This is a genomic window from uncultured Nostoc sp. (assembly GCF_964247315.1).
Lineage (GTDB): Bacteria > Cyanobacteriota > Cyanobacteriia > Cyanobacteriales > Nostocaceae > Nostoc.
Genome location: NZ_CAXTTT010000247.1, coordinates 1 through 2,652, shown reverse-complemented (window position 1 = coordinate 2,652; position 2,652 = coordinate 1). Strand labels below are relative to the sequence as shown.

Here is a 2,652-nt window from a genome sequence, read left to right as displayed (position 1 = left end):
CATCGCCAAAGCTTCGATATACAAAGGTTCGGCATCGCTGTACCTTCCCTGTGAACGGTAGAGTTCTGCCAAATTGTTCAGGTCAATCGCTACATCTGGGTGTTCATCTCCGAATAGGCGTTTGTCTATCTCCAAAGCTTGGATGTACAAAGGTTCGGCATCGCTATACCTTCCCTGTGAATCGTAGAGTCCTGCCAAATTGTTCAGGCTAGTTGCCACAGACGGGTGTTCATCCCCCAGCAGGCGTTTTCTCATCGCCAAAGCTTCGATGCACAAAGGTTCGGCTTCGCTGTACCTTCCCTGTAATTCGTAGAGGAATACCAAATTGTTCAGGCTTTCTGCCACATCGGGGTGTTCTTCACCCAAACGTTCTTTAGTAGCTAATAAACTTTGTTTACCCCAAGGCAAAGCTTGCTCATAGGCTCCTTGACCTGCGTAAAATCTAACCAAGCCCTCAAATGGTGAGATTAAATCCTCATCGCTTAACCAAGCTTGGTAAACTGTGACAACTTCCGCAAGGTGTGGGATGGACAGGGTTGCTTGAGCAATTTCTATCAATGTGGGTGTCTCAGGAATATTTTTTGCTACGGCTAGCATTGCTTGACAATAGCCGCGCTTAAGTTCGTTTGCTTGAGCTAACTCTTCTAACTTCTGCTGCAATAATTCCCGAATGCGATCATGGATTTGGTAGGTGTCTTCTGCCAATTCTTGCAACAGATAACGCTCAACTAAAATAGTGCGGTTAGCTTTGAGGTCAAATTCCAAATCGCTAGAACTTGCTGCTGATTCTACCAAAGACCAAGGAATAGGAGCCAAAGCAAACAAACTCAACAGACAAGCCAATTTTTGCGCCTCTGGTTCCAAGCTTTGCCAATTCAACTCAAAAGCTGCTGCTACACCAGACTCGCCATCTGTTGCTTGCTTCTGTAGCCGTGCGAGAATGTCTGCTAGCATGATTCGCTCCCTGGCTCTTGCCGCAGTCCTGCTATTAGGTAAAGTCCAACAGGTACATAATTCACAAATTGGCAAAGTCCCTTAGCAAATTCTAATTCCTTCTCAACCCTATCTTTTCCCAGCAGGGTTGTTAATAATTCTAAGGCTGCATCTGCTGACAATTTACCTAACGGCAGTGATGGATATACTAACCCTGCATTTAGACGAGTGGTAATTAACACCTTAAACCGAGAACCTTTAGGTGGTAGATAGGGTTTAATTTGCTTCCAGTCTTTGACATCATCAAATATCAATAAAACTTTGCCAGCTTGCCACTTCTTCCAGCAATAAGCAACTTGACCTGCTAGGCTTAATCCATCCGGTGGATTAAAGTTAGGTAAATTCACAACTCCAAACTCTACTAACTGGGTTCCCAAATCAATACCTTGGGGATTTAACCAACAACACCCGCCAGAATAATCTTCCAAATATTGCCATGAGTATTGAATAGCTAACTCTGTTTTACCCACGCCACCTTGTCCAGTCACATCGGTAATTACTACAACATCATTTGCTTGCAATAGCTCATACAATTGTTCTATTTGCTCATCCCTGCCAACAAACTTACGCGCTTGACTCTGTGGAATATCATGCGGGATATCAAACGGGTTGAAATGAGATTTTTCAATATCTCCATCCCAACTACGGGAATAAAAATAAGTCGGCTGTTGTTTTTTATCTAAGTTGGTCAATCGCTGCTTAACTGCCTCAGTAACTTCCCTCATATCCGGTGGAAAAGTCCCATTAGCTGTGGCGAAAGCCTCTCTCACCGCTTGAGAAAAGTATCCTGTTCTATTTTCAGAATTTACCTTAGCTTGCTCTCCTTCCCGCGTAGCCAGTAATACAAATTGTTGACTAGCTGTTCTTGGCTGACCACTCAAAAAAGCTTTGCCACCTAAGTTAGTTGGTCTTCCCTTCAACTCTGAAAAATAATTGGCACAGGCATCAATAATACAAATATGATTATGAATCTGAAATTTATCGGAACCCAACAAAACTAATAAAGAATTCAAATCTAAATTCTGCCAATTCTGTTTATTGGCATCAGCACAAAACAACCGACGCTCTCGTTCTGAGGTAATCAAACCATGTCCCGCCCAAAAAATGTAGAGTAAATCCCCCGACTTTGGGGATAAAAAGTTAGTCACAATGTCGGAGATATTTTGCTCTGTCGCTGGCTCTACAGTTAACCCACGTTCCCCAATCAACTGATTATTTTCTTCCAGTGCTGATAAACATAACCGGATATTCTCCCTCGGTACACCGCGCTGATGCAGCCAATCAGCAAACTTCAGCGCGTCATCGGCTGGCCCTCCACCCGTTACATTCCAAGCAGTTTCGTGGTACTTTTCAATACCCACAATTAACCCAAATGTCCGCTCAGGTTTAGCCATCAACTGCATGATGATTTAGTTTCTCACCTCCTATGGAAAATGACCTAACCCCCTAATCCCCTAACCCCCTTCCCTAGCAGGGAATCTACGGTGTACACACTTGAATTACCCCCCTTAATCCCCCCTTGGAAAGGGGGGAAAAAAGAAATCTAGTTCCCTCCCCTTTACAAGGGGAGGGTTAGGGTGGGGTAAACCATCATGGCAACCTCGAAATATAGCGGTTCCTGATTGAGTGCAATACAGTATGGGATAATGGAGTATATTA

General features: G+C 43.9%; 2 protein-coding genes. Both read right to left on the bottom strand.

Annotated features, from left to right (window positions below; translation table 11 throughout):
• A partial coding sequence (locus ACFE93_RS34360) for a tetratricopeptide repeat protein (protein ID WP_375480566.1) occupies window positions 1–954 on the bottom strand: 954 nt, incomplete at its 3' end.
• On the bottom strand, window positions 948–2,387 hold the full coding sequence (locus ACFE93_RS34355) for an NB-ARC domain-containing protein,Caspase domain-containing protein (RefSeq protein ID WP_375480564.1): 1,440 nt from the start codon (window positions 2,385–2,387) through the stop codon (window positions 948–950). The genes ACFE93_RS34355 and ACFE93_RS34360, both read right to left, overlap by 7 nt.
• Window positions 2,388–2,652: the final 265 nt, after the last annotated feature.